The organism is Sinosporangium album, assembly GCF_900100605.1.
GTDB lineage: Bacteria > Actinomycetota > Actinomycetes > Streptosporangiales > Streptosporangiaceae > Sinosporangium > Sinosporangium album.
In genome coordinates this window covers 101,574-123,431 of the sequence record NZ_FNCN01000016.1, presented here as the reverse complement: position 1 = coordinate 123,431, position 21,858 = coordinate 101,574, and the positions used below count along the sequence as shown (strand labels likewise).

Annotated in this window: 19 protein-coding genes; 8 read left to right on the top strand and 11 right to left on the bottom strand. The window is 69.1% G+C overall.

Annotated features, from left to right (window positions below; all coding sequences use genetic code 11):
- Positions 1–118: 118 nt before the first annotated feature.
- Both BLQ73_RS18160 and BLQ73_RS18155 read right to left on the bottom strand, forming a co-directional pair.
- Entirely contained in the window at positions 119–688 is a 570-nt protein-coding gene (locus BLQ73_RS18160) for a TetR/AcrR family transcriptional regulator (protein ID WP_093171659.1), read from the bottom strand.
- Positions 675–2,105: an FAD-dependent oxidoreductase gene (locus BLQ73_RS18155; RefSeq protein ID WP_218125912.1), complete on the bottom strand. Its 1,431-nt coding sequence runs from the start codon at positions 2,103–2,105 to the stop codon at positions 675–677. The genes BLQ73_RS18160 and BLQ73_RS18155 overlap by 14 nt, the downstream gene beginning before the upstream one ends.
- A 132-nt stretch (positions 2,106–2,237) precedes the next feature.
- On the opposite strand from BLQ73_RS18155, the gene tsaD reads away from it, so the two are divergent.
- The 4 genes from tsaD (at position 2,238) to BLQ73_RS18135 (ending at position 7,865) form a co-directional block, all read left to right on the top strand.
- Positions 2,238–3,251 carry a tRNA (adenosine(37)-N6)-threonylcarbamoyltransferase complex transferase subunit TsaD gene (gene tsaD / locus BLQ73_RS18150; protein WP_093171657.1) on the top strand — a complete coding sequence of 338 codons (1,014 nt, stop codon included), beginning with the start codon at positions 2,238–2,240 and terminating at the stop codon, positions 3,249–3,251.
- 25 nt (positions 3,252–3,276) lie between these two features.
- Positions 3,277–5,928, top strand: coding sequence for an alanine--tRNA ligase (alaS, locus tag BLQ73_RS18145; protein ID WP_093171656.1), 2,652 nt, complete (start codon positions 3,277–3,279; stop codon positions 5,926–5,928).
- A gap of 391 nt (positions 5,929–6,319) precedes the next feature.
- Positions 6,320–6,958: an RNA polymerase sigma factor gene (locus tag BLQ73_RS18140; protein WP_176955527.1), complete on the top strand. Its 639-nt coding sequence runs from the start codon at positions 6,320–6,322 to the stop codon at positions 6,956–6,958.
- Between the two features lie 10 nt (positions 6,959–6,968).
- A complete protein-coding gene (locus tag BLQ73_RS18135) occupies positions 6,969–7,865 on the top strand; it encodes a hypothetical protein (protein WP_093171655.1) in 897 nt (298 codons plus the stop codon).
- Between the two features lie 217 nt (positions 7,866–8,082).
- Here BLQ73_RS18135 and BLQ73_RS18130 read toward each other — a convergent pair whose 3' ends face one another.
- The 9 genes from BLQ73_RS18130 to BLQ73_RS18090 all read right to left on the bottom strand — a co-directional run bounded on the left by BLQ73_RS18130 (position 8,083) and on the right by BLQ73_RS18090 (position 17,259).
- Entirely contained in the window at positions 8,083–8,859 is a 777-nt protein-coding gene (locus BLQ73_RS18130) for an enoyl-CoA hydratase (RefSeq protein ID WP_093171654.1), read from the bottom strand.
- A complete protein-coding gene (gene mmsB, locus BLQ73_RS18125) occupies positions 8,856–9,767 on the bottom strand; it encodes a 3-hydroxyisobutyrate dehydrogenase (RefSeq protein ID WP_093171653.1) in 912 nt (303 codons plus the stop codon). The genes BLQ73_RS18130 and mmsB overlap by 4 nt, the downstream gene beginning before the upstream one ends.
- Entirely contained in the window at positions 9,764–10,957 is a 1,194-nt protein-coding gene (locus tag BLQ73_RS18120) for an enoyl-CoA hydratase/isomerase family protein (RefSeq protein WP_093171652.1), read from the bottom strand. The genes mmsB and BLQ73_RS18120 overlap by 4 nt, the downstream gene beginning before the upstream one ends.
- Complete coding sequence (locus BLQ73_RS18115) at positions 10,957–12,096, bottom strand: acyl-CoA dehydrogenase family protein (RefSeq protein ID WP_093171651.1); 1,140 nt, start codon at positions 12,094–12,096, stop codon at positions 10,957–10,959. The genes BLQ73_RS18120 and BLQ73_RS18115 overlap by 1 nt, the downstream gene beginning before the upstream one ends.
- Before the next feature lie 5 nt (positions 12,097–12,101).
- Positions 12,102–13,601, bottom strand: coding sequence for a CoA-acylating methylmalonate-semialdehyde dehydrogenase (locus tag BLQ73_RS18110; RefSeq protein ID WP_093171650.1), 1,500 nt, complete (start codon positions 13,599–13,601; stop codon positions 12,102–12,104).
- A 295-nt stretch (positions 13,602–13,896) separates the two neighbouring features.
- Positions 13,897–14,559 carry a class I SAM-dependent DNA methyltransferase gene (locus tag BLQ73_RS18105; RefSeq protein ID WP_093171649.1) on the bottom strand — a complete coding sequence of 221 codons (663 nt, stop codon included), beginning with the start codon at positions 14,557–14,559 and terminating at the stop codon, positions 13,897–13,899.
- A 174-nt stretch (positions 14,560–14,733) separates the two neighbouring features.
- Complete coding sequence (locus BLQ73_RS18100; protein ID WP_093171648.1) at positions 14,734–15,306, bottom strand: DinB family protein; 573 nt, start codon at positions 15,304–15,306, stop codon at positions 14,734–14,736.
- Positions 15,307–15,457: 151 nt separating this feature from the next.
- Positions 15,458–16,813 (bottom strand): SWIM zinc finger family protein, encoded by a 1,356-nt coding sequence (locus BLQ73_RS18095; RefSeq protein WP_093171647.1) that lies wholly within the window; start codon positions 16,811–16,813, stop codon positions 15,458–15,460.
- A gap of 212 nt (positions 16,814–17,025) precedes the next feature.
- Positions 17,026–17,259: a hypothetical protein gene (locus BLQ73_RS18090; protein ID WP_093171646.1), complete on the bottom strand. Its 234-nt coding sequence runs from the start codon at positions 17,257–17,259 to the stop codon at positions 17,026–17,028.
- A gap of 798 nt (positions 17,260–18,057) precedes the next feature.
- Here BLQ73_RS18090 and BLQ73_RS18085 point away from each other — a divergent pair.
- The 4 genes from BLQ73_RS18085 (at position 18,058) to BLQ73_RS18070 (ending at position 21,736) form a co-directional block, all read left to right on the top strand.
- Complete coding sequence (locus tag BLQ73_RS18085; RefSeq protein WP_093171645.1) at positions 18,058–18,945, top strand: MerR family transcriptional regulator; 888 nt, start codon at positions 18,058–18,060, stop codon at positions 18,943–18,945.
- A gap of 109 nt (positions 18,946–19,054) precedes the next feature.
- Positions 19,055–19,624: a hypothetical protein gene (locus tag BLQ73_RS18080; RefSeq protein ID WP_143020320.1), complete on the top strand. Its 570-nt coding sequence runs from the start codon at positions 19,055–19,057 to the stop codon at positions 19,622–19,624.
- Positions 19,625–19,809: 185 nt separating this feature from the next.
- Positions 19,810–21,348: a PepSY-associated TM helix domain-containing protein gene (locus tag BLQ73_RS18075; protein ID WP_093171643.1), complete on the top strand. Its 1,539-nt coding sequence runs from the start codon at positions 19,810–19,812 to the stop codon at positions 21,346–21,348.
- Between the two features lie 199 nt (positions 21,349–21,547).
- Positions 21,548–21,736: a hypothetical protein gene (locus BLQ73_RS18070; RefSeq protein WP_093171642.1), complete on the top strand. Its 189-nt coding sequence runs from the start codon at positions 21,548–21,550 to the stop codon at positions 21,734–21,736.
- Positions 21,737–21,858 lie beyond the last annotated feature (122 nt).

Below are 21,858 nucleotides of genomic sequence, written 5' to 3'. Positions count from 1 at the left end.
GGCTGCCGCTCCGGCCTCGGCTGGCACTCTGACCACGTCACCTCCGCCAGGCCACTTCGGTTGCGTGTTATGCCACTGCCCGTTAGGCCACCCCATTAGCGGAGAAGGCATGTCACCGTCAGCCTGCGACGGCAGCCAGGAGGGTGCGTACGGCGGTGCGGATCGACTCGCCTGGGGACTGGGGGACGCCGGTGGTCAGTGCGGTGAACACGATGCCCAGCACGCTCATCTCCAGGAGCATGGCGTCCTCCTGGCCGACCTCGATCCCGGCGGCGCGGCATTGCCGCACGATGAGATCAGTACGGCTGCGCAGAGCGTCGGTCAGCGTGTGCCGCAGGCGGGGATTGCGGGTGCTCTCCAGGTGCAGTTCGAACAGGGCCAGTGGGTCATGCCGGCCGTCGGTCAGCATCGTGGTCAGGACGCCGACCAGGGCTTCTTCCAGGTCGGCGGGCGAGATCGGCCGGATGGTATAGGCATCCACGCGTTCGCCGAGCCGGAGGGTGATCCGCTCGATGACTCCGTTGAGCAGCGCGTCGCGGGTGCGGAAGTAACGTGAGGTGGTGCCGGGTGGCGCGGCGGCGGTGGCGTCGACGGCTCGGTGGGTCAGCCCGCGGGACCCCTGCTCGGCCAGCACGGTGATGGCCGCGTCTGCGAGGTGGTCGCGGCGCTGTGGGTTAGGCGCTGGCACGGTGTCCTTCTAGGTTGTTGTGGTCGGGCGGGCCACACCATTTCAGCAGAGCCGCTTGGATGTCATCGCGATCACCGGCCCAGGCCACGTAGCCATCCGGGCGGATCAGTGTCGCCTCCGGCCGGGTGCCGTGCAGCGGCTTGGCCCACCGTACGCGATCCCGATATGGGGTGGGCACTCCCTGGTCCGCCAGCAAGACGAAGGTGCCGGCGCGCAGTACCTCGTACAGGCGGCCTGCCTCTGTCGGTCCGTCGGCGGCGCGGCGTCCGGTCAGCGGGTGGGTGTCCGGCTCGTCGGGCGGGTAGGCGAATTCCAGGCCGGACAACCGTCCGAGGATGCGGCGGCGGCCGGCGCTGGTGTGCAGCAGGGTGGCCATGATGCGCCGGTTGATCTCCAGGCGTAGTCGTGATCCGCTCAACACCAGCCCGGTGAGGTGGTCGGTCATGGCAAGGACGGTGGAGCCGACGGGATGCCGCTCGGCATGGTAGGTGTCGAGGAGCCAGGACGGGGCCCAGCCGTTCAGTTCGGCGGCGAGCTTCCAGCCCAGGTTGACGGCGTCCTGGATGCCGGTGTTCATGCCCTGGCCGCCGATGGGCGAGTTTACGTGGGCGGCGTCCCCGATCAGGAAGACCCGTCCCGATCGGTAGTGGCGCGCTTGACGACGTTGGGCGGTGAAGCGGGAGAACCACCGCGGCTCGCTCATGCCGTAGTCGGTGCCGGCGATGTGGCGGAATGCCTCGCGGATCTGGGTGAAATCCGCGTCCTTCTGCTCTTTGCGCAGCCACGCGCCGACTCGGAACCAGCCGTCGCCGAACGGGAGGGTCACGACTACGCCCTCTGTGCCGACCTGAGTGATGGGGGGCGGCTCGGTGGTGGGGATGCGGACGTCGGCTAGGAGCATGGGCAGACTGTAGGTCTCGCCGGCGAATCCCACGTCAACCAGGTCTCGGACGGTGCTGTGGGCGCCGTCGGCACCGATGACGTACTGGGCGGCCAGCTCGGTGCCGTCTGCAAGGCTGAGCCGTACGGTCTCCGCAACCTGGGTCAGGCCGACGACGTTGGCGTTGCGGCGGATCTCCACGCCCAGGTCGGCGGCGCGCTGCTGAAGGATCAGCTCGGTGCCGTTCTGGGGCACGATCAGCAGCATCGGGTATCTCGTGTCGAGTCTGCCGAAGTCCACGCGTGAGGCGTAGGCAGGGTAGACCGTCCTGAGCGGGTTGCCCCGCGCCACCAGTTCGTCACCCATGCCCCTGGCGTCGAGCAACTCCAAGGCTCGGGCGTGCAGGCCGAAGGCCCGGGTGACGTTGGACTCGGCGCTGCGCTTCTCCACGATCGTGCAGGACACCCCGGCCAGGGCCAGCTCGCAGGCGGCCATCAGACCGGTAGGGCCGGCTCCCACGATGATGACGTCGTTCACGAAAGTCTCCATTCGCTATATATGTATCGCTACATTTATAGCGCATGGGTTGCTCGGATGCGCCACGCCGAACGGCACGGCCATCCGCTATACACTCGCACCTGCAAGCTTCTCGCAATTAGGGGTCGCGTCATGGCCGTGGTGCTCGGCATTGAGACGTCGTGCGACGAGACCGGCGTGGGCATCGTCGCCGACGGCCGTCTGCTCGGCGATGCGTTGGCGTCGAGCATGGAGGAGCATGCCCGGTTCGGCGGGGTGGTGCCGGAGATCGCGGCGCGTGCACACCTTGAGGCGCTTGTCCCATGTGTGTCGAAGGCGTTCGCCGACTCCGGGCTGACGCCGGCCGATGTGGACGCGGTGGCGGTGACCGCAGGGCCGGGGCTCGCGACGGCGCTGCAGACCGGCGTGGCGGCGGCGAAGTCGTTCGCCCTGGCGTGGGACGTCCCGCTGTACGGCGTGCACCACCTGGCCGGGCACGTGGCGGCGGACACCCTGGAGCACGGGCCGCTGCCGCGCCGGTGCATGGCCTTGATCGTGTCGGGAGGTCACACGTCGCTGCTGCTCCTCGATGATCTGGCCCGCTCCCCCATCGTGCACCTCGGGGATACGCGGGACGACGCGGCGGGCGAGGCGTTCGACAAGGTGGCGCGGTTACTCGGGCTGCCTTATCCGGGTGGGCCTTCCGTGTCTAAGGCCGCGCTCACCGGCGACCCGGATAAAATCGCTTTCCCCAGGGCCATGCCGGGGAGTTACAGTTTCTCTTTCTCCGGGCTCAAGGCCGCCGTGGCCCGCTGGGTGGAGCGCAGCCCGGAGACGTTGCACGTGGCCGATGTGGCCGCGTCCTTCCAGGAGGCAGTGGTCGATGTGCTGACGGCGAAGGCGGTGAGTGCCTGCCGCGATCACGACGTGTCCACGCTGCTGATCGTCGGCGGCGTCGCAGCCAACGGGCGTCTACGCGAGCTGGCCGCCGAGCGCTGTGCGCGGGCCGGCATCGAGCTGCGCGTGCCCGTCCCCCGCCTGTGCACGGACAACGGTGCGATGATCGCGGCGGTCGGCGGCCTGCTTCACGAGGCGGGCGAGCCGGCGAGCCCGCTCGACCTGTCGGTCGACCCGTCCGCGCCGCTGCTCCGGGCCATGATCAGATAGGCCACTCCCGGTAAGGACAAAGCCCATGCGCACTGCGGAGATCCGCCGTCGCTTCCTCGACTTCTTCGCCCAACGCGGGCACACCATCGTGGACAGCGCCCCGCTACCCATCGACGACCCCACCCTGCTGTTCGTCAACGCCGGCATGGTGCCGTTCAAGCCCTACCTGCTGGGGCAGACCCCCGCGCCCTACCCGAGGGCGGCGAGCGTGCAGAAGTGCGTGCGGACGCTCGACATCGACGATGTCGGGCGTACGGCGCGGCACGGCTCGTTCTTCCAGATGAACGGCAACTTCTCCTTCGGCGACTATTTCAAGGCCGAGGCGATCGAATACGCCTGGGAGCTCATCACCCGGCCGGTCGCCGACGGCGGCTACGGGCTGCCCGAGTCGCGGCTGTGGGTGTCGGTGTTCCACGAGGACGACGAGGCGGCCGGTATCTGGCGCGACCGGGTCGGGGTGTCGCCGGACCGGATCGTACGGCGCGGCATCGTCGACAACTACTGGTCGATGGGGGTGCCGGGGCCGTGCGGGCCCTCCTCGGAGATCTTCATCGACCGCGGCCCCGCCTACGGGCCCGACGGCGGCCCCGAGGCCGACGAAGAACGGTTCATGGAACTGTGGAACCTCGTCTTCATGCAGTTCGAGCGGGGTCCGGGCGGCGGGAAGAAGGATTATCCGATCCTCGGCGAGCTGCCCGCCAAGAACATCGACACCGGCATGGGCCTCGAACGCATGGCGTTCATCCTCCAAGGGATGGACAACCTCTACGAGATCGACGAGACCCGCCCGATCCTGGAGCGCGCGGCGGAGCTTTCCGGCAGGCCGTACGGCAGGGGCGGCGACACCGACGTGCGCCTTCGTGTGGTGGCCGACCATATCCGCACGGCGCTGATGATCGTCACCGACGGGGTGGTGCCCGGCAATGAGGGCCGACCTTATGTGCTGCGCCGCATCTTGCGGCGGTCGGTGCGGGCGATGCGGCTGCTGGGGTACGGCGACCCGGCGCTGGGCGAGTTGTTCGCGGTCGCCCGTGACTGCATGAGTCCGTCCTATCCGGAGGTGGCCGCGGACTTCGACCGCATCCGCGAGGTGGCCGTCGCCGAGGAGGAGGCGTTCGACCGCACGCTCAAGCAGGGCACGGGCATCCTCGACCTCGCCGTCAAGGACGCCAAGGCGGCGGGGCACACCCGGCTGTCCGGTGCGAGCGCGTTCAAACTCCACGACACATACGGATTCCCGATCGACCTGACGCTGGAGATGGCCGCTGAGCAGGGGCTTGAGGTGGATCGTGAGGGTTTCACCGCGCTGATGGCCGAGCAGCGGCGCCGCGCCAAGGCCGACGCTCAATCACGGAAGACCGGCCATGGTGACATGTCCGTCTACCGGCGGGTTCTGGATGAGCACGGGCCGACCAAATGGCTGGCCTACGAGACGCTCGCGACGGATTCGCGGGTCCTTGCCGTACTCAAGGATGGCGAACCGGCGCGGGAGGCGGGCGAAGGCGACATCGTGGAGGTCGTTCTCGACCGCACCCCGTTCTACGCGGAATCCGGCGGGCAGGAGAGCGACGCGGGGCTGCTCAGCGGGGGCGGGGCGCGGGCCGAGGTGCTGGCCGTACGGCGTCCTTCCAAGGGGCTCGTCACCCACCAGGTGCGTGTGCTCGACGGCACCCTCGCCGTCGGGGCGCGCGTGCAGGCCGAGGTCGACGCCGAGTGGCGGCTCGGCGCGCGGCAGGCGCACTCGGGCACCCACGTCGTGCATGCGGCGCTGCGGCAGGTCCTCGGGCCGACGGCGCTGCAGAGCGGGTCGTACAACCGGCCGGGTTACCTGCGCCTGGACTTCTCCTGGCGCACGAGGCTGTCCACCGACACGCGCAGCGAGGTCGAGGAGGCCGCCAACCTCGCCGTACGGCGGGACCTTCCGGTCGAGGTGCGCTACATGCCGCTCGCGCGGGCGCGCGAGATCGGGGCGTTGGCGCTGTTCGGCGAGACCTACGACGAGCAGGTGCGCGTCGTGGACATCGGCGGGGCCTGGTCGCGTGAGCTGTGCGGCGGCACCCATGTGGAGCACGCCTCCCAGATCGGGCCGCTCGCGATCACGTCGGAGTCGTCGGTCGGGTCGGGCAGCCGCAGGGTCGAGGCGGTCGTCGGGGTGGAGGCGTTCCGCTACCTCGCCCGAGAGCGCGATCTGGTGTCGCGGCTGGCGGAGGAGTTGAAGGCCCCGCGGGAAGAGGTCCCCGACCGGGTCGCGGCCCTCGTCGCCCGGTTGAAGGAGGCCGAGCGGGCGTCAGAGCGGCTGCGCGGGAAGCTGCTGGTCGCGGAGGCGGCAGAGCTGGCGGCCAAGGCCTCGGACATCGCGGGGGTCGGGTTCGTGACGGCCACCGCCCCCGACGTGGCCGCGGGCAGAGCACTCGCCGAGGCGGTGCGGGAGCGGTACGGCAGGCCCGGTGTCGTGGCCGTCGCCATCCCGGGCGAGGGCAAGTTCGTGCTGGTCACCGGGGTCAGCGAAGGCGCCCGGGGGCTTGGGCTCTCGGCCGCCGACCTGCTGCGCGAAGCGCTCGGAGGGCGCGGCGGCGGCACGCCGTCGCTCGCCCAAGGCGCGGGCGTCGGCACACCCGAAGCGCTCGTCGCCCGTCTCGCCGAGCTGGTCGCCGACCGGCTCGCCGCGCGGGAGTAGCGGAAGGCGCGCCGTCGCGAGGGGCGTCGGAAAGCCGCGCCCTGGCAGGCCCACCGTCGCGAAGGCCCACCGCAAAACGTCGCGCCAAAGCAAGCGCGCATGGGTGGATGGGGCCGACTCGACGACCGCTTCACGCCGCATCGTGTACGGCACAGCCCCCGAACCGGCCACGCGCTTGTCCATGCGCTTCGGTCTGGCCCGCCAGTCGGCCGGCCGAGGCGCGTGGCCTCACGTCAACCTGCCCAAGTTCCCCATTGCCGGGCCGGCCACGTGCCGAGGTCCGGGCCTTCGCGTACCGGGCTTCGCAAAATGTAAGTCGCAAAATGTAAGTCATTGTCCGCCTACTTCCCAATAAGGAGAGAGAAGCCGATCCGGAAGAAGGGTGCAGCGGATGGCAGAGACTCCATCGAAGGCGGTGGACATCCGGGAGACCATGCGCGACCCAACCGCGTTCGAGGCCTTCTACCGAAAACACAACGAGGCCGTCAGTCGCTTCGTGGCACGACGGATCACCGACCCGCACACGGCGAACGATGTGACCACGGAAGTGTTCTTGGCAGCGATCGACTCGGCCGGTGGCTATCGGCCCGAACGGGGCGGCGAGTTGGCGTGGCTGCTGGGGATCGCCAGGAACGTGACGGCGGCCGAGCTTCGTAGAGCGGCGCGGGAGCTGCACAAGAACGGGCGGGCATCGGGCCGGCGACCGCTGGACACGGATGACATCGCCCGGTTGGAGGAACAGATCGATGCCGAAAGGGCGGCACGCCCGCTTCTCGCGGCCATGGCCGATCTCCCTCAGAGGCTTCGGGCGGTAGCCGAGCTCGTCGATGTCGACGGCCTTCCGGTCGCGGAGGCCGCAGCCGCGCTACGTATCCGCGTTGGAACCGCCCACGTCAGGCTGCATCGGGCACGCAACCTGCTCCGAGCCGGATCCCTCGCCTGCCCTGAACCCGTCCCGCCTGCCGCGACCCCGTCCCACCTGCCCCGCTTGCCCCGTCCGCCCCGTCTGCCCCGTCTGCCCCGTCTGTGAAAGGAGCGTCATGTTGAACAGTGATCGTCCTCTGGCCGGTTTCGAGGAGCGACGCCTCCTCGAACTCCAGCAGCACATCTCCGCCAAGGGCGTGGCGAAACGGGCCTGGAGACCCCGACGCCGCCTGCTGACGGCCGTCGCCATCACGGCGGCCTGTGCTGTCGCGACCACGGTCGGGATCATGTCTGTGGACAACGCAGATTCCGCCTATGCCATCACCAAGGACTCCAACGGGATCGTTCACATCAAGGTCCGCGATTTTCGAGACACCAAGAAGCTAACGAAGCAGTTGCGGGATCTCGGCGTCCCGGCCATCGTCGATTATGCCCCTCCCGGGCAGAAATGCCGGGAACCTCGGGCGACCGTAGTGCAGGACGTCCCTCCCGGTCTGTATTACGCGCCGAGGAACATTCCCGGCGAAGAAAATGCCTGGCAGATGCAGATAAACACCAAGCTCTTCAAACCCGGCCAAACCTTCGTCTGGACGACGACGGTCCACCCCGACGGGGGGTCGACTACCAGCACCATACTCATGAACGACCCGGTGGCACCCTGTGAGCTCGTGCCCGACAACCGTCCTTCACCACGCGCACTGGTGGTCCGCGACGCCACCGTCAAGGGCCGCTCGCTGGACGGTGTCAAGGTGGAGGGGAAGGCCGTGGGCGAGATCCTCCCCGAGATCGAAAAGCGCGGCCTCAAGGTCGACTACGTGATCATAGAGCCGTACCCCGGCAATCCCGGCGGCTACTCCGTAGACCCCAAGAAGCAGGACACCCCCGTCGGCGAGAACTGGGTCGTCTGGGAGGCGCGAGAAAAGGACGGCGCAGAGAAAACCGTCCAACTGGTGGTCACCGAGCAGCGTTACGACAAGAACCCGGCCTACGGCAACGACCACGTCCCCCAATAGCCGCAGGTGTCCCGAGCAGCCGTGGGGGCCTGCTCGGGAGTCCTACCGCCCGGCACCCGGCCTGCGTGACAACCCGGCCGGGTGCCACCGGAAAGACGGCGAGGCCACGCGGTCGGCGACCGCGTGGCCTCGCCCGTCGCCAGAAGCCCTTACCGGAACCGGCCAGAAACCCGTACCGGTCCGGCCAGAAACCCTTACCAGTGCCGGCGAGAAACCCTTACCGGTGCTGGAAGGACGGCTTGCGCTTCTCGACGAAGGCCGCCATGCCCTCCTTCTGGTCGGCCGTGGCGAAGATGGCGTGGAAGACGCGCCGCTCGAACCGCACGCCTTCGGCGAGCGTGGTCTCGAACGCCCGGTTGACGGCCTCCTTGGCCATCATGGCGATGGGCAGCGACATCCCGGCGATGGTGTCGGCCACGGACATGGCCTCGTCGAGCAGGTCGGCGGCCGGGACGATGCGGGACACCAACCCGGCGCGTTCCGCCTCCTCGGCGTCCATCATGCGGCCGGTGAGGCATAGCTCCATGGCCTTGGCCTTGCCGACGGCGCGGGTGAGGCGCTGCGAGCCGCCGATGCCGGGGATGACGCCGAGTTTGATCTCAGGCTGCCCGAACTTGGCGTTGTCGCCGGCGAGCAGGACGTCGCAGATCATGGCGAGTTCGCAGCCGCCGCCGAGCGCGTAGCCGGAGACGGCGGCGACGGTCGGGGTGCGCACCTCGGCGAGCCTGTCCCAGGCGGAGAACCAGTCCTGGAGGTAGACGTCCATGTAGGTGTTGGGCTGCATCTCCTTGATGTCGGCTCCGGCGGCGAACGCCTTGGCCGACCCGGTGATGACGATGCAGCCGATCTCCGGGTCGCGGTCGAACGCCTGGGCGGCCTCGATCACCTCCCGCATGACCTGGAGGTTGAGCGCGTTGAGCGCCTCCGGCCGGTTGAGGGTGATGATCCCGACCCGGTTCTTCTGGTCGGTGAGGATCGTCTGGTATTCCGTCATTGATCGTCTCTCTCGACAGGTGCGCCTGATGTGGCCCTGATGGCGTTCACGATGGCGGAGAAATCCTGCCCGCCTCCGTCACCTTCGGCGAATCGAGTGTAGAGTTCGGCCGCGCGCAGGCCGAGGTCGGCCGCGACGCCGTTGTCCCGTACGGCGTTCGCCGCGAGGTTCAGGTCCTTCGACATGAGCGCGGAGGCGAACCCGGGGCGGTAGTCGTTGTTGGCGGGGCTTGTCGGCACCGGCCCGGGCACCGGGCAGTTGGTGGTGAGTGCCCAGCACTGCCCGGACGCGGCGGACGCCACGTCGAACAGGGCCTGGTTGGTGAGGCCGAGTTTCTCCCCGAGCACGAACGCCTCGCTGACCGCGATCATCGAGATGCCGAGGATCATGTTGTTGCAGATCTTGGCGGCCTGGCCGGCGCCGTCCTGCCCGCAGTGGACGATCCGCTTGCCCATGGCCTGCAGCACCGGCTCGATCTGGGCGAAGTCGGACTCCGAGCCGCCGACCATGAAGGTCAGTGTCCCGGCCGCGGCGCCCATGACGCCGCCGGAGACCGGGGCGTCGACCGCCCGGTGCCCGGCGTCGACCGCCGCCTGGTGTGCGGCCTTGGCGTCGGCGACGTCGATGGTGGAGCAGTCGACGAACAGCGTGCCCTGGGTGGCGGCGGGCAGCAGGTCGGCGTAGAGGTCGAGCACGTGCCGCCCGCTCGGCAGCATCGTGATGACGACGTCGGCGCCTTTGACGGCCTCGACCGCGCTGCCCGCGACCGTGACCCCCTGCTCGGCGGCGCGGGTCAGCGAGTCGGGCATGAGGTCGAACCCGGTGACCTTGTGTCCGGCCTTGACGAGGTTGGCCGCCATCGGGCCGCCCATGTTGCCGAGGCCGAGGAATGCGATCGAGGTGCTCACCTGGTCTCCCCCTCCGACGCGTCCGATGCGTCCGATACGTCCAATGCGTCAGATACCGCTGGTGCGTCAGGTGCCGCAGGTGCCGGCGGCGCGGCCGGTGCCGTACGGCTCGCGCCCCTGTGGCCTTCGTGCCCGTCGCCGGCCCCTTCCCCGGTCAGGAAGGGCTCGGCCCGGTCGATGCCGGTGAAGAAGTGCTCGACCCGCTCGGGCGTGACCTCGTGCAGCGTGGCGGGCGACCACGCCGGGTTGCGGTCCTTGTCGACGACCTGTGCCCGGATTCCTTCGGCCATGTCGGGCGCGGCGAGGATGAGCCGGGCGATGTGAAGTTCGCGCTCCAGCGCCTGTTCCAGCGTGTCGAGGTTCCGCGCCTCGCGCAGCGCGCGGAGGCTGACTTTGAGCGAGGTGGGGGATTTGGCACTGATCTGCTCGGCGGCCTCCTTGGCGGCCTGGTCGCCGCTGTCGCGCAGGCGCGCGATGATCTCCTCGATCGTGTCGGCGGAGTAGCACGGGTCGATCCAGCCGCGCTGGGCGGCGAGCTCGGACGGCGGCGGCGTAGTGGCGAAGGAGGCGACGGCGGCTGCGGGGCCTTCGGCGGCGAGCGCCTCGACGAAGGCGGCGAGGTCGGCCGACGGCACGAAGTGGTCGGCGAGGCCGCAGGCGATGGCGTCGCCAGGGCCGAGCCGGGCCGTGGTGAGCGCGGCGTGGGTGCCGAGCTCGCCGGGGGTGCGCGACAGCAGGTAGGTGCCGCCGACGTCGGGGATGAACCCGATGCCGACCTCGGGCATGCCGATCACGGAGCGTTCGGTGACGACCCGTACGCTGCCGTGGGCCGACACTCCCACCCCGCCGCCCATGACGATGCCGTCCATAAGGGCGACGTACGGCTTGCCGTACCGGTTGATGTGGGCGTTCAGCCGGTATTCGTCCCGCCAGAAGGCCGCCGACGCACGGCCGTCACCCGTCCGGGCGTCTTCGTAGATCGCGCGGATGTCGCCGCCCGCGCACAGGCCGCGTTCGCCGGCGCCGGCGATGACGACGGCGTGCACGTCGTCGTCGTGTTCCCAGGCGGTGAGCGCGTCCTGGATGGCGAGGACCATCTCATGCGTCAGCGCGTTGAGGGCTTTGGGGCGGTTAAGGGTGATACGGCCGAGGCCGTTCTCTTTGTCCAGCAGCACATCGGACGTGCTCATCAAGCGGCTCCCGTCAGTCCACGCGAGATGATCAGACGCATGATCTCGTTCGTGCCTTCAAGGATCTGATGGACACGCAGATCACGGACGACCTTCTCAATGCCGTACTCCGCGAGATACCCATATCCCCCGTGAAGCTGCAAAGCACTGTTGGCCACCTCGAACCCAGCGTCGGTGGCGAACCGCTTGGCCATCGCGCAGAGCTCGACCGTGTCGGCGGCGCCGGCGTCCAGCGCCATGGCCGCCCGCCACAGCAGGGTGCGCGCGGCCTCCAGCTCGGTGACCATGTCGGCCAGCTTGAACTGGAGCGCCTGCGACTTGAGCAGTTTGGCCCCGAAGGCTTCGCGCTCGCCCAGGTAGGTGACCGTGCGGTCCAGCGCGAACTGCGCTCCGCCGAGCGAGCAGGCGCCGATGTTGAGTCGGCCGCCGTTGAGTCCGCGCATCGCGATGCGGAAACCGTCGCCCTCGCCGCCGAGCAGGTTGGCCGCCGGAACGCACACATTCTCCAGGATGACCTGCCGCGTCGGCTGGGCGTTCCACCCCATTTTCACTTCGTTCGGGCCGAATGACATGCCGTCCGTGCCGCCTTCGACGACGAACGCGCTGATGCCCCGCGGCCCCGGCTCGCCGGTGCGGGCCATCACGATGTAGATCTGCGACGCGCCCGCGCCGGAGATGAACTGCTTGACGCCGTTCAGCACGTAGTCGTCGCCGTCGCGGTCGGCGCGCGTGCGCAGGGCCGCGGCGTCGGAACCGGCCTCCGGTTCGGTCAGGCAGTAGCTGCCGAGGTCCTCCATCGTGCACATCCGGGGCAGCCAGCGGGACCGCTGGGCCTCGTCCCCGAAGACGTCGATCATCCACGCGGTCATGTTGTGGATGGAGATGTAGGCCGCGATCGATGGGCATCCCGTGGCGAGCGCCTCGAAAATCAGGGCTGCCTCGAACCGGGACAGCTCCGAGCCTCCCACGTCCTCGCGGATGTAGATGCCGCCCATGCCGAGCTCGGCCGCCTTGCGCAGCACGTCGACGGGGAAATGCTTGGTCTGGTCCCAGGTCACCGCGTGCGGGGCGAGGTGCTCGTCGGCGAACTCCCGCGCCGCCTCGGCGATGGCCCGCTGGTCATCGGTCAGGGTGAACATCGGCGTCAGCTCATCGTCGGAATGACGAAGCTCGCGCCTTCCTTGACCCCGGAGGGCCAACGCGAGGTGACGGTCTTGGTCTTGGTGTAGAAGCGGATCGAGTCCGGGCCGTGCTGGTTGAGGTCGCCGAAGCCGGACCGCTTCCAGCCGCCGAAGGTGTGGTAGGCGATGGGCACCGGGATCGGCACGTTGACGCCGACCATGCCGGTGTTCACGCGGCGGGAGAAATCACGCGCGGTGTCGCCGTCGCGGGTGAAGATGGCGACACCGTTGCCGAACTCGTGCTCGCTCGGCAGGCGCAGCGCCTCCTCGTAGTCCGCGGCGCGCACGATCGACAGCACCGGGCCGAAGATCTCCTCACGGTGGATGCGCATGTCCGGCCGTACATGGTCGAACAGGGAGCCGCCGATGAAGAAGCCGTTCTCATAGCCTTCCAGGGTGAAGTCACGGCCGTCGACGAGCAGCTTGGCGCCCTCGTCCACACCCGACTGGATGTAGTCGCGGACCCGGTCCACCGCCTCCCGTGTCACCAGCGGGCCGAAGTCGGCCGTCTCGTCGTGGGAGTGGCCGATGCGCAGGGCGGCGACCCTCGGCATGAGCTTCTCCACCAGGGCCTCGGCGGTGTCCTCGCCGACGGGGACCGCGACTGAGATCGCCATGCAGCGTTCGCCGGCGGAGCCGTACCCGGCGCCGATGAGGGCGTCGGCGACCTGGTCGAGGTCGGCGTCCGGCATGATGATCATGTGGTTCTTCGCGCCGCCGAAGCACTGGGCGCGCTTCCCGTGGGCGGCGGCGGTGGCGTAGATGTACTCCGCGATCGGCGTGGAGCCGACGAACCCGACAGCGGCGATCCTCGGGTCGGTGAGCAGCGTGTCCACCGCCTCCTTGCCGCCGTTGACGACGTTCAGCACGCCCGCGGGCAGGCCCGCCTCCACGAACAACTCGGCCAGGCGCAGCGGCACCGAGGGGTCACGCTCGGACGGCTTCAGGATGAACGCGTTGCCGCAGGCCAGCGCGGGCGCGGCCTTCCACAGCGGAATCATGGCCGGGAAGTTGAACGGCGTGATCCCCGCGACGACGCCGAGCGGCTGACGCATCGAGTAGACGTCGATGCCGGTGCCCGCGGCGTCGGTGAACTCGCCTTTCAGCAGGTGCGGCACGCCCGCGGCGAACTCGACGACCTCAAGGCCGCGCTGGATGTCGCCCTTGGCGTCGGGGATCGTCTTGCCGTGCTCGGAGGCGAGCAGTCTGGCCAGCGAATCCATCTCGCCCTGCACCAGGTCGAGGAACCGCAGCAGCACCCTGGCCCGCCGCTGGGGGTTCCAGGCAGCCCACGCGAGCTGGGCCTGCTCGGCGTCGGCGATGGCTGCCTCGACCTCCGCCTTCCCGGCCAGGGGGACCCTGGCCTGCACGGTGCCGGTGTTGGGGTCGAAGACATCGCCATACACGCCCGAGGCGCCGGGGACGCGCCTGCCGTGGATGAAATGTGTCAGCTCAGCGGCCATAGGTGAACCTGCTTTCATCCAGGTTGAACTAGCGCGGGTGGACTAGCGCGGGTGGACTAGCGCGGGTGGAGCCAGTCCAGGTGGAGCTAGCACGGGTGGAACTAGCCTCGCAAAAATATAGTAGGACGTCCTAGTATGTCGAGAAGCTACGGGGTTACGGGGACGTTTTTGCTGTTCACAGGCGTAGATCTGGGATCGTCGCACCCTGGGAGCGCACCTCACGGCATGCGCGGACGCCACCGGGGCTCATGCCGTACGGCGAGAGCCCGCCTATCGATGGCGCCCGCGCCTTGGATCAGCCCTCAGGACTTGCGGGCGGTTTGCGGGCCACGAGGTAAGCCTGGGGAGTCCTCTCGGTGCCGTCGGATTCACGCACCGTCTGGGCGCACACGGCGAAACCGGCTCGGACGAGCAGGGCGGAGACGTCCTCAGGCCGTCGGCGCTGGAAGATCAACGAGAACACCTGGCCAAGCCCCTCGGTCAGATGCAACGCCTCGTCACCGACCTGGAACGCGAGCAGCACATGGCCGCCGGGGGCGAGGACGCGGTGGAACTCCGCGAACACCTCCGGCAGCCGGTCGTCGGGAACGTGAATAGTCGAATACCAGGCCAGGAGACCACCGAGCCCGCCGTCGGGCAGATCCAAGGCCAGCATCGACCCCACGTCGAACCGCAGCCCGGGATACGTCCGCCTGGCCACGTCGATCATGCCGGGCGACAGGTCCACGCCGAACGCGTCGACCCCGAGCCCGTGCAGGTGCGCCGTCACCCGGCCGGTGCCACACCCCACATCGGCCACCGGCCCCGCACTGCCCGCCCCCACAAGCTCGGCGAACACGGCGAGCATCGCCCGGTCCCACGGCTTGCGCTCCAAATCACCGCGAACGAAGTCCGTGTATTCCTCGGCGATGGCGTCATAACCCGCCCGCGTGGCGAGCAGGAAATCCGGTTCGGTCATGGCGGAGCACTCTAGCCCGTCGATCCGCCGCCGCGGCCCGTATCGCCCCTTTCCCTCCCGGTCGGCCCCATCTCCCCCCGCACAACCGACACCACCGACACCACCGACACGCCCGGAGCGGTGGGACCCCTCCACGGCCCCGGGCGCGGGTCTCCGTGTCCTAAGAGCTGTGTCCTAAGAGTCGGCGGGCTGCCAGGGGGTGAGCCACTCGGTGGCGGGCCAGCCCTCGACGGCGGCGAGCAGCGGGTAGGCAGTGGCGCCGTCGATGGCTTCGCGCACCATGTCGGCGTGGCCGGCGTGGCGCGCGGTCTCCTCGATGAGGTGCAGCAGGACCCAGCGCACGGACCACGCCTTGATGTCGGCCGGGAACCACGGGGCATCTTGCGGGACGGGGACCTCCCGCCCGAGGTCGGCCACGCCCGCGATGATCTCCTCTGTCTCCTGGGCCACCCGGTCGTAGAAGTCGAGAACGTCGGCGAAACTCTCGTCGGGACCGAGCACGAACTCGTCGTGATAGTCGGACTCTGCCGGCCGCTGCCGATCGGCGACCCTGTCCAGCCACCCCTGCTCGGTGTGAGCGAGGTGCTTGATCAGCCCGCCGACGCTCAGCGCCCCCGCCGTCGGGGTGGCACGCAACTGCTCCTCGGTCAGCCCATGGGCCGCGACACGCGCCACATGACGCTGCTGGGCGAGAAACCGCAGCAGACCTTCACGCTCATCAGCGATCGGGGGCACCAAGGCAGCCATGACGAGAACCTTTCTCCGGCGATCAGGACCCTCGCATCATCGCAGCCGCCACCGACAATTCCTCGACCACCGAACACGCCCGCCGGACACCCTGCGCCCCCTGCCGGAGGCGCGGGTTCGAACGCGCCGACCGGCCCAGGCCAAGGGCCGCTCAGACGGTGGCGGGGGCGGTGGCGAGACGGGTGCGGACGCGCTGGGCGGCGAGGACGTGCTTGCACGGGCCCCGGGTGCCGCGGTAGTCGACCCACCAGGGGCAGGAGCAGGTGGGCCCGGTCGCGGCGAGGTGGACGTGGCGCTCGTTGACGACGGCGGTGTCGGGGCCGGTGAAGCGGACCAGGCCACCGGCGACCAGGTCGTTCGCGGCTTTGAGGCGGGGGTTCATCTTCAGCACGCGCTCGGCGTCGTAAGGCAGCTCGCGGTGGAAGTGGGCGGCTTCGGCCGTGTCGTAGCCGACGCGACCCGCGGTGCCCAGTTGGGTGAGGGCGGCGCGGACGCGGTCGCGGGTGAGGCCGGACTGCTCGGCGAGGAGGTCGGCGTCGAGGCGCGGCTCGAAGGCCAGCAGGACGCCGACGAGGTCGGCGTCGGCCGCCGCGTGGTCGGTCGCCAGGTCGTCCAGCACGGCGCCCTCTCCGGAGAAGCCGCGCCGGGAATCCGGGGACAGGGTGAGCACGTAGCGCATGCCGGGCAGCTCAAGCTCCCAGGTGCTCGCCGTGGGGAGGGAGGTCGCGGAGGCGGCGGGGCCGTATGCCCGCAGGCCTGTGGCGAAGCGGAGCAGGGGCAGCATGGTGCCGAGCCGTTCGGCGCTCGGCAGGCAGACCGCTCCGGGAGCGGGCCGGGCGGACAGCCGCAGGGAGCGGCCCACCGGGACGGCCCAGTGCACGCCCTTGCGCGGCAGGGAGCGCAGGAAGCGGAGCGTGTCCGGCGCGGACAGCTCCGCCCGCAGGTCGAAGCCGGAGGCGATGACCTGCACCTCGGCGAACCCCCGCACCCACCGCTCCGGGAGCGGCACCTTCTTTTCGACAACCGCGCCGTCGAGCGTGGTGGCCACCAGCCCGTCGACGCCGACGGCGAGGTGCAGCGGGTCGTTGCCGCCGACCCTCGCGAGGGCCTGGCGCAGCGGGTTGTTGACGTCGACGTTGGTCGTGCCGAGCTCCACCACCTCGCCGTCGAGGGCCTGCTGGAGCACGTCCAGCCGGGCGTAGACGCCGCCGCACGCCGAGAACGACTCGAATCGGAGCCGGTCGCCGTTGCACGTGACCACCGGGTCGCGCATGATGCCCGCCGCCGCGGCCCTCGCGTCGTAGTAGCGCGCGCGGGCGACGTCGGCCACACCGATCAGCGCGGCGGCCGAGGGGCCCGCCTGGGTGAGCAGCCCGCTGAAGAACTTCGGGTGGGCGACGAGGCCCTTGGTCGTCATGCCGCCGGAGGTCGAAAGCCCCAGGTGGCCCGCTCCGAGGTCGAGCTCGGAGGAACGCGTGTAGGAATACGCTTGCACCGCTTCAGCCATGGCGCGGATGCTACGACCAGCCACCGACAATCCCCCCGGGCCCGCCGCGACAGCCGAGAAGGACGAAGCCCACCCGGAGCGGTTCGCCGCGAGCCCGTCCCGCCCGCGCTGCCCGAGAAGGTGTGGATCGACGAGCCGCGACCCGCCACGATCGAGACCAGGGAAGCGCAGGCAAGCAACGTGGTGTGCCGGTCTGTCATCCGGTTCGGCATCTACCAGAGGCCGTGCAGGCCCCCGAGGTGACCGCCGAGGTGGTGGTGGTGGCCGCCGTACACGGACTGGATCGGCGACCCGAGGATGCCGAGGTTCACGCAGTTGGCGATACCGATCAGGTTGTTGCTGCTGCAGGTCGAACCGATGGTGTCGGCGTTGGCGGTCGCGACGGCGGCGGGGCCGAAGAGCGCGAGACCGACGATGGCCGAACCGGTGAGGATGCGACGGATCATTGTGTTTCCCCCAAAGAGTTCTCGGACACGGCTGCCCCATGTCCGAGCGACTATGTGCCGCCATGAATTATGTCCAAGCCGTCGGGCTTCTTCGGCGCGGGAATGCCTTATTTAAGTCGCGCTGCGGGGATGTTGATCAGCACGTGACGAACGGCTTGGCAGCTTGCCCGGATCGCGACTCGCACCCTTCCGGTCCGCTGCATTGAGTTAACTCCGGGATATGGCCATCGGCTATTTCCGCGGGCCTTGGCGATGTCGCGCACGGTCGTGTGGCCGAGCCCCGCGGGGGCGAACAGCGCCAGGGCCTCGACAAGGACGCGCCGTTTGGATGGCGGGTCATCCGGATGCGCAAAGAAGCGTTCGGCCACAAAGGAGAGTCGACGCCTGCCGACCGCCTCGGCGACCCGCGCCGGAGAGCGTTTTCCCCGTGCCGGCCCGGCCGCCGCCGGGCTCTGCCGTACACGACCGGGAACGCGGCTGTGGGCCCGAGGGGCGATCTCGATAGCATCGGCTTTCGAAAAAGCGCACACCGGGATCGTTCATGCGACCAATCACCACCTCCGCGCGTCTCAAGTCGCCGGCGCGGATCGCGCGGCACTTGGGCGGCCTCGGCCGCCGCCCGGGAGCGCGGCACCAAAGAGGCCCCCCACGCGTTGGAGGGACATCGGAGGTGAATTTCATGCGCGGGCACGTCAAGACCCTCTCCCCAGAGCGCATAAAATTCTTGTTTTTCTTTCCCGACCTACAATAACCTACATATCGCATAAATTCATTGTTTCCTCCCGTTGGGACGTTCTAATGATCACAATCGGAGATTTTGCCAGGCTGGGCCGGGTATCCGTGCGAATGCTGCGCCACTACGACACCATCGGCCTTCTCCAGCCCGCCTACGTGGATCCGGCGAACGGATACCGTTACTACACCGCCTCCCAGCTACCCGTGCTCAACCGGATCATCGCGTTGAAAGACCTCGGTTTCACCCTGGAGCAGGTGAACTCGGTCCTCGACGAACGGAGGGACGGCGAGGGTCTCTCCGACATGCTGCTCGCGCGCAGGGTCGAGCTGCGCGAGCGGATCACGGCCGATATCGAGCGGCTGCACCGGGTGGAGGGGCGGCTGCGCCTGATCGAGCGGGAGGACGGCGTCGCACCGGGAGACGTCCTGCTCAAACGCATCGCCCCGGTCAGGGCCGCCGAGATGACCGCGCTCGCACCGAGCTACGCCCACGAGCACATCAACGCCGCGATCGAGCCCCTTTTCTCGTCCCTCTACCGCCACACCGCCGAGGCGGGTGTGTCCCCGGCGGGCCCTGCCTTCGCCTACTACGAGAACTGCCTCGACGGCGTCATCATCCACGCGGCTCTCCCCGTACAGTCCACGGTGTGCTCCAAGGACCCCTTCGAGGTCGTGGACCTCCCGGGCTTCACCGCCGCGACAACGGTGCACAGGGGGCCGGTCAGCGAGCTCGACACGAAGTTCCAGTGGCTGGCCCGCTGGATGGACGAGCACGGCTACCGCTCGGCCGGCCACGGCCGGGAGGTCTACCTGCACTGCCCGGACGACGCGCCGGACCAGTGGGTGATGGAGCTCCAGGAGCCCGTCACGCTGCACGGCGACGAGGAGCGGGACGGCATGCCGGACGGTCTGAAACCGGCGAGGCGGCACACCACCCTTTCAGGTGCCTGACCCGCCTCAACCGGTTCACTGGAGAGCGGCTTGCCCAAGGTCAACAATAGGAAGGTTCGGAAAACGAGGAACTACCGGACATCGACGTATCTTCTGGCACTATGACGGTGTGCATGTAGGCCAGCCCCCTTTCCGCGCCGCACGTGCCGTGATCTTCGCGGTCGTATGCGTGGCGGTGTCGGGGGCTCTGCACATGCTTGCGGGTGGCGGTGCCGTACGCCTTTCCCTGCTGGTCGCCGCCATGGCGTTGCTGGCCGCGGGCGCTTATGCGCTCGGCGGGCGCCCGCGGGGCCTCGGCGTGATTCTCGGCGCGGGTTTTACCTCGCAGTACGGCCTGCACCACCTTTTCAGCTGGGGAAACGCCGAATCCATCACCCATGCGATGCACTCCGAACATTCCACGGGCTTTGGGATGTTCTTCGTACACGCTGCGGCGGCTCTGGCCTCCTGCTTGTGGCTCTCGCGTGGCGAATCGTCCTTGGCGTCACTGCTTGAGCTGGTGACGTTCCTCGCCTCGACCTCGCTCGCGAGGTTGCTTCCCCGGCTCCTGGTCCTGCTCGTGCCGTACGAGCGGACCGCCGCCCCCGCTGTCGCGGACCTGTCCGAGCCCCCGGTCACCACGCTGCTCGCGGCCTCGGTGACGCGGCGCGGACCTCCGCTGTCTTTCTCCGTCCTCTGATCGGGTGCGCCTCCCCTAACCACGGCGACCCGACTTTTCCGCCTTGCCCGCGCGCGTTCGCGCCGAGGGCGAGCGGCCGATCCGTGGCGACCGCCATCCCACCGGCCCACGGAAGTTTTCCCGGTTCGAGGTGACACGTCCTTGCCGACCCGTGCCTCGAAGTTCCGAGAACGGAGAGACCTCGCATGTCATCCCCTGTCAACGCGGACCCCGTCAACGCAGACCCTGTCAACGCAGACCCCGTCAACGCGGACCCCGTCAACACAGACCCCGTCAACACAGAGCCGCAGACCGGCTCCCCCTCCCCCGCGCCGCCCGAGAAGGGCTCGGCCTGGGCGGCCCTGCGTCCGCTGCTGCTGCGCCTGCACTTCTACGCCGGGCTGCTGGTGGCGCCCTTCCTGATGGTGGCCGCGCTGACCGGCCTGCTGTACGCGGCGTCGTTCCAGCTAGAGAAGATCGTCCACAGCCACGAGTTGTCGGTGCCGGCCCAGAAGACCACGGTGCCGCTGTCCGAGCAGGTGGCGGCGGCTCAGCGGAGCCGTCCGGGCGAGCGGGTCATCGCCGTACGGCCCGCGCCCGAGCCCGGCACCACGACCCGGGTCCTGTTCGCGCTGCCGGACGGGGACTCCGGCACCAGCCTCGCCGTCTTCGTCGACCCGCACAACGGCGAGGTGCGCGGCACCCTGGAAAGTTACGGCAGTTCGGGCGCGCTGCCGCTGCGCGCGTGGATCTCCTCGCTCCACCGCCATCTCCACCTCGGCGAACCCGGCCGGATCTACAGCGAGCTGGCGGCCAGTTGGCTGTGGGTGGTCGCGCTTGGAGGGCTGCTGCTGTGGCTGAGCCGCCGCCGGGCCCGCCGCGGGGCCGACCGCCGGGCCAACCGCAGGGCGCGGTCGCTGCTGCTGCCCGAGCGCGGGGTCACGGGCAGGCGCCGGACGCTGTCGTGGCACGGTTCGGTGGGAGTGTGGGCGCTGCTCGGCCTGCTGTTCCTGTCGGCGACCGGGCTGACCTGGTCGAAGTACGCGGGTGTGAACGTCGATGCCGTACGGGCCGCGTTCGGCTGGCAGACCCCCTCGATCTCGGCGGCGAGCTCCGATCACGGTGGCCACGGCGACTCCCACGGCGGGCACGATCATCACAGTGCTCCGGCCGACGACGCCGGAACGGTCGAGCGGGTCGCGGGGGTCGCCGCGGCGCGGGGGATGTCCGGGCCGCTGGAGATCGTTGTGCCGCCGGACGCGGACACACCCTCCCTGGTCAAGCAGATCGACAAGGTATGGCCGACGCGCCTGGACCAGATAACGGTCGACGCGCACGGACAGGTGGTGGCCGAGCTGAAGTTCGATGATTACCCGCTGATGGCCAAGCTCGTCCAGTGGACCATCGACACCCATATGGGGATCATGTTTGGTCTGGTAAATCAGGTCGTGCTCGGGCTGCTGGCCGTGGGGCTCATGTGGCTGATCGTGCTGGGCTACCGAATGTGGTGGTTGCGGCGTCCGACGCGTGGCCGTACGTGGTCGTTCGGGCGTCCGTATCCGCGCGGCGGGTGGCGTGCCGTGCCGTGGCCGATTCTGGCGGTGCTCGCCGTGGCGGCGATCGCCGTCGGCTACGCGTTGCCGCTGCTCGGGGTGTCGCTGCTGGTCTTCTTGGCGGTCGATGTTCTGCTCGGTCTGCGCAATCGCCGGAACGCGACTACGGACACACATCCATCGTCCAAATAACATCATTAATTCAGACAATAGGCGATGCGCGGAACAGTGCGGGCGATAAGAAACGGTTACCTCGGGTGCTGCCACCGCGAAGGTGACATATCCCGCTACGCTATGCCTCACCCTCTCTTGAGGTGCTCTTTGGGAACGCATGTGGCAGGTTCCCGCGGGACCGGTCAAGGTTCCCTCAGCACCAATGGAGAGGACACGTATGGCAATTCCGCTGGGCGGCGATGAGCCGAAGGGCGGAGAGGAGGAGTGCGACGAGTGCTCCTCCTCAAGACCTGGAGAGGATAACCGCTATCGCCGCTGGCTCGGGTGGCTTGTGCGGGTCGGCACGGGAACCACCGTGCTGATCCAGCTCTATCTGGCTGTCCGCGAGGTCTGGCCCGAGCTGTAGGGGCTCAGGCCAGACCGGCGGTTCCACACGAGGCAGGGGTTCCGTGAGCAGTGCGACCTGGCGCGGAACCCTTCGCCGTCATTCAGCTCCTCGACCATTACATCGCGAGGACTGAACACCTG

Bases quoted from the DNA above. Each gene is read 5' to 3' on its own strand.
- tsaD (WP_093171657.1), top strand. From the start codon at position 2,238: ATGGCCGTGGTGCTCGGCATTGAGACGTCGTGCGACGAGACCGGCGTG.
- alaS (WP_093171656.1), top strand. From the start codon at position 3,277: ATGCGCACTGCGGAGATCCGCCGTCGCTTCCTCGACTTCTTCGCCCAA.
- BLQ73_RS18140 (WP_176955527.1), top strand. From the start codon at position 6,320: ATGGCAGAGACTCCATCGAAGGCGGTGGACATCCGGGAGACCATGCGC.
- BLQ73_RS18135 (WP_093171655.1), top strand. From the start codon at position 6,969: ATGTTGAACAGTGATCGTCCTCTGGCCGGTTTCGAGGAGCGACGCCTC.
- BLQ73_RS18130 (WP_093171654.1), bottom strand. From the start codon at position 8,859: ATGACGGAATACCAGACGATCCTCACCGACCAGAAGAACCGGGTCGGG.
- BLQ73_RS18120 (WP_093171652.1), bottom strand. From the start codon at position 10,957: ATGAGCACGTCCGATGTGCTGCTGGACAAAGAGAACGGCCTCGGCCGT.
- BLQ73_RS18115 (WP_093171651.1), bottom strand. From the start codon at position 12,096: ATGTTCACCCTGACCGATGACCAGCGGGCCATCGCCGAGGCGGCGCGG.
- BLQ73_RS18110 (WP_093171650.1), bottom strand. From the start codon at position 13,601: ATGGCCGCTGAGCTGACACATTTCATCCACGGCAGGCGCGTCCCCGGC.
- BLQ73_RS18105 (WP_093171649.1), bottom strand. From the start codon at position 14,559: ATGACCGAACCGGATTTCCTGCTCGCCACGCGGGCGGGTTATGACGCC.
- BLQ73_RS18100 (WP_093171648.1), bottom strand. From the start codon at position 15,306: ATGGCTGCCTTGGTGCCCCCGATCGCTGATGAGCGTGAAGGTCTGCTG.
- BLQ73_RS18095 (WP_093171647.1), bottom strand. From the start codon at position 16,813: ATGGCTGAAGCGGTGCAAGCGTATTCCTACACGCGTTCCTCCGAGCTC.
- BLQ73_RS18090 (WP_093171646.1), bottom strand. From the start codon at position 17,259: ATGATCCGTCGCATCCTCACCGGTTCGGCCATCGTCGGTCTCGCGCTC.
- BLQ73_RS18085 (WP_093171645.1), top strand. From the start codon at position 18,058: ATGATCACAATCGGAGATTTTGCCAGGCTGGGCCGGGTATCCGTGCGA.
- BLQ73_RS18075 (WP_093171643.1), top strand. From the start codon at position 19,810: ATGTCATCCCCTGTCAACGCGGACCCCGTCAACGCAGACCCTGTCAAC.
- BLQ73_RS18070 (WP_093171642.1), top strand. From the start codon at position 21,548: ATGGCAATTCCGCTGGGCGGCGATGAGCCGAAGGGCGGAGAGGAGGAG.